Source organism: Planctomycetia bacterium (assembly GCA_034440135.1).
In the GTDB taxonomy this organism is placed as follows: domain Bacteria; phylum Planctomycetota; class Planctomycetia; order Pirellulales; family JALHLM01; genus JALHLM01.
This window is the reverse complement of sequence record JAWXBP010000289.1, coordinates 1-3,871: the sequence shown is the minus strand read 5'-3', so window position 1 is coordinate 3,871 and position 3,871 is coordinate 1. Positions and strand designations below refer to the sequence as shown.

Sequence of the window (3,871 nt, the reverse complement as noted above, 5' to 3'; positions counted from 1 at the left end):
CATCGGCAAGTTAAAACCGGCCACCGGGACCTCGCCTCAGGGGGAGCGACACTCGATCCAAATGCCCTCAACGACGGGGCGTAGGGCACTTGGATCGAGCATCGCTCCCCCAGGTCTGGTGGCTGCGCCCAACCTGCTGACGACTGGCCGGTTTTAACCTGCTTAATGACAGACCTGGCTCGGTTACGGCCTGAGGTTCGTCCTGCTGCTGCCGACGTACGTCCTCAGGATCGTCCTGGTGCCGCCGCTGTTCTGCCTGACCATGATCATCGCCGCGCTGTCGTGTCTCCAGGTGTGGCTGATCATCGCCAAAGTCAACTTGATTTACCGGGACGACGAACCGACGCGACAAGCCACGCTCGCCGCCATCGAGCAGGCGATCGACGACGAACTCGAATCGGACGAGTGAGCCGCTTGCAGCGTCATCGAGACGCTTGTTAGAACACGATTCGCACCGAGAACGGACGGAGCACCGCATGCCGACCAGCGACGAACCGAATTTGCCGCGGGGTTGGCCCAAGACCGTCCGCAGCGGCGTCCTGCATGCGCTCGCCCTGGCGAACGTGGTACTGGCGAACGTCGTCTCGAAGAAGCGCGGCGCGACGAACGACCTCCGCGGGGACCGCGCGAACACCGTGCTCCGCGAAATCGACGACATTCGGCGGGCTCGAATGGAACTCGTCCCGCCGCACTCCCGGCCGCACTACACGCCGCAGCAGCGGATGCGGATCCTAGAACTCAAGGCCCTGGAAGGCTGGTCGCTCGCCCGCACGGCCGAAATCTTCCAAATCACCGAGCCGACCGTCGCCGCTTGGCTCGCCCGCGTCGACGAACAGGGCCCGGCGGCGCTCGTGCAAACTACCGAGCCCGTCAACAAGTTCCCGCAGGTGGTGACGCACTTCGTCCAAAAATTGAAACTGGCGTGTCCCGCGCTCGGCAAGCGGAAGATCGCCGCGATATTGGCTCGCCAGGGCCTGCACCTGGGTGCCACGACCGTGGGGCGAATGTTGAAAAGCTTCCCCGCCGCGCCGGACTTGGCGACCAAGCCGCAAGCGGAATCCCAGCCGCACGTCGTCACCGCCGACTACCCGCACCATGTCTGGCACGTCGACTTGACCGTGGCCCCCGTTCGCGGCTGGTGGGTCCCCTGGCTGCCGTGGTCGCTCCCCCAGGCTTGGCCGTACGGCTGGTGGATCGCCGCCGTCGTCGATCATTATTCGCGGCGCGTGCTGCACGTCGATTGCTTCGCCAACCAACCATCATCGGCCGACGTGCAAGCGTTCCTCGCGAAAGCGATCCGCGCCGCCGGCACCGCCCCGAAATACATCGTCTCCGACCGGGGCGGGCAGTTCGATTGCCCCGCCTTTCGCCGCTGGTGCAAGCGCCGCAAGATCAAGCCGCGCTACGGTGCCGTCGGCAAGCACGGCTCAATCGCGGTCATCGAGCGGTTCTGGCGGACCTTGAAGGAACATCTGCGAAGCTTGCCCGTGGTCCCCGACGAGCGAAACGCCTTCGCGCGTGAACTGAAATGGTTTCAAGAATGGTTCAACGAGCATCGGCCGCATGAGGCGCTCGGCGGCCGCACGCCGAACGAAGTGTATGAGCGGCGCTTTCCGGCCCATCGCAAGCCGCGCTACGAGCCGCGGGCTCGTTGGCAAAAGAGCTTTTCCTGCGCTCGTCCTTGGGCCCTCGTACGCGGCAGTCCCGGCGCGCGGTTGGAGTTGAACGTCGAGTTCCACGGCGGCCGACGGCACCTGCCGATCGTCAGGCTCCGCCGCGTCGGATAAGCGGAGACGGCGCCTCCGAAGGCCGCCTGCGCCGACGGTGCGCGCACGAGGGCCGCTCGCCGCGCACCAACTCCGAGTTGTCAAAGAACGTCGCGCCCCGGCGTTCCCGGCTTCTCCCTTCGCACTCCGCTCCGTCGACTCGCGCTCGTCAATCACGACGATTCTACTGCAAAAAGTCCCGTACGAATGCCCACGAAAGATTCGCTGGACCCATATACTGGACCCATATACTTCCCAACGACCAACGACCAGCAAAAATTGAACCGCTCAGCCGACACTCGATTGCCTTGGCTCAATTGTTAAAGAATGACGCATCCTCGGAACATCTCGAGTCGTAGTTGAGCTTTATTTTGCAATGTTGATCGGCTTGCATCGTAAGCAATAAGCCATACCATTCATCCCCGAGATCGCGGCGATGCGAATTTAACGAAATCAATAGGACATCAATATCATTCGTCATGTCCAGCGATTCGGGCGGTCCGTCATCGCTTGTGACCCTAATCTTGGAATTCCATGAGTGTCCGCTAGGATCGTATCGAACGTCTAGAGTCGCAGAAATCCAGTTCTTGCCATTCATCCCTGAAGTCACATAGTCGAACACCGCTTGGGAAAGGCGTCGCGTCAAGTCTTCAAATTCGCGTTGCATTGCGTTCAGCTCCAGCCTACAAACCGAGGATGGCTTTCAGCGCCGTCTTTTCTGCATCCAATAACTCTGTGCTACCATCGTTAGCAAATGTCTTGCTCCATGACAAGCCATCTTTCTTGATGGTGACTCTAATGTGGGTTGGGCGTAAGTCATCTGCAGGTCCGAACATCTTGTTGATTTTAACATCGACCCGTGCTCCCTCCCTCGCCGCTTGCACATATTTTAGTTCAACTGACTTAAATGCGCTGTTGTTAAGTGTGCCACTGCCTGGAAACACGTTTGGATAGGTCGCAATTCCATTGGCCGTGTCCGGCCTCGCATGAAATCCAACATCGCCTTTAACACCACTCAAAGGCTCGCCAAGTGGCGTTGTTTCAGAAGATCGGGCGGTTCGAGGATCCCCCTTCGCTTTGACGTCTCCAGGACCGTTCAGGGTAAACTCAATTTCATCAACCTGCCCTTTGACGTTTGTGCGATAAATTGTCCCCTCAGCTGTTTGGTAAGAACGACTAGGTTCAAGTACGATCTGCTTTCCCGATCGAAGAAGCTCAACACGGAGTGCTTGCAACTCCACGTCCGTTAGCGTGGCTGGTGTACTCCTTGGAGGCTGAGTTGGGGTAGGGTTTGCGCCACCAGTTGCAGGCTTCTGAGTGGGGGCTCCTCCCTTAGCTTCCAACGCGTCGGCTGCATGGCCGGATGTTTTTGTCGTTTCGGCGGGAGCCTTCGAGGCGGGAGGAGCCTCGCCGCGCAACGCACTTAGAGCGGGGTCGTTTTTTGGTGTTGGCGATTTAATACGTGGTGCATTTATTCGCGGACCCATGGCCGGCGGATTTAGCGTCGCAACGCCCATCGATGCGTCAACGGCCGCTACTGCCATCGCGTTTACACTTGGATTTCCCAGATTTCCGGCAAGGGTGGCCATGAAGGCCATTTCGCCGATCGCGAGATTGTATAATTTTGTTCGTTCTTTATACCACGTCACTTCTACGCAACCGATAATCGTGCACATCACATCTAGCTTAGCGAGATAGTACCGCTCAGCATCGGTCAGCGGCTCCGTTTTATTCTTAAACTGGAGTCTCATTCGCTCGTACCAAAGCGCACATGAAATTACATTTAGGCGACGAATCTGATGTTCGATGTGGTCAAGGGTCGCTCTGCGAGCCGCCCCGGGAGGATCAAATTCTGGCGCGCTTTCGATTCCATATTTCTTGATGAAGTTTTGCATTTGTGGCGACAGATCTCTCCATTGAGGAACGCCGTGCTTACGGGCATGGTCGAATAGATCAGTCGTCAAGTACGATATAATACGAGAATCGTCGCGAATTTCTTCTAGCTTCTGTGCGCCGCCTGAAATTCTTATCACTTAAATTGATTTAATAGTTGGAGTAACGACGCTCCTCAGGACACGAAGCAAGCCCCGCTCGACGAGAGCTTG

The 3,871-nt window shown here is 58.2% G+C and carries 4 protein-coding genes; 2 read left to right on the top strand and 2 right to left on the bottom strand.

Going from position 1 to position 3,871, the window contains the following annotated elements; translation table 11 throughout:
• Positions 1 to 238 precede the first annotated feature (238 nt).
• Together SGJ19_17505 and SGJ19_17500 are read left to right on the top strand one after the other, a co-directional pair.
• Positions 239 to 409 (top strand): hypothetical protein, encoded by a 171-nt coding sequence (locus SGJ19_17505; protein MDZ4782048.1) that lies wholly within the window; start codon positions 239 to 241, stop codon positions 407 to 409.
• A gap of 67 nt (positions 410 to 476) precedes the next feature.
• On the top strand, positions 477 to 1,787 hold the full coding sequence (locus tag SGJ19_17500) for a DDE-type integrase/transposase/recombinase (GenBank protein ID MDZ4782047.1): 1,311 nt from the start codon (positions 477 to 479) through the stop codon (positions 1,785 to 1,787).
• Positions 1,788 to 2,079: 292 nt separating this feature from the next.
• On the opposite strand, the gene SGJ19_17495 is transcribed toward SGJ19_17500, so the two are convergent.
• Together SGJ19_17495 and SGJ19_17490 are read right to left on the bottom strand one after the other, a co-directional pair.
• Positions 2,080 to 2,433: a hypothetical protein gene (locus SGJ19_17495; protein ID MDZ4782046.1), complete on the bottom strand. Its 354-nt coding sequence runs from the start codon at positions 2,431 to 2,433 to the stop codon at positions 2,080 to 2,082.
• Positions 2,434 to 2,449: 16 nt separating this feature from the next.
• Complete coding sequence (locus SGJ19_17490) at positions 2,450 to 3,730, bottom strand: DNA/RNA non-specific endonuclease (GenBank protein ID MDZ4782045.1); 1,281 nt, start codon at positions 3,728 to 3,730, stop codon at positions 2,450 to 2,452.
• Positions 3,731 to 3,871: the final 141 nt, after the last annotated feature.

What these genes read in the sequence shown, in the direction of transcription:
- SGJ19_17500 (MDZ4782047.1), top strand. Translation starts at nt 477, where the DNA reads ATGCCGACCAGCGACGAACCGAATTTGCCGCGGGGTTGGCCCAAGACC.
- SGJ19_17495 (MDZ4782046.1), bottom strand. Translation starts at nt 2,433, where the DNA reads ATGCAACGCGAATTTGAAGACTTGACGCGACGCCTTTCCCAAGCGGTG.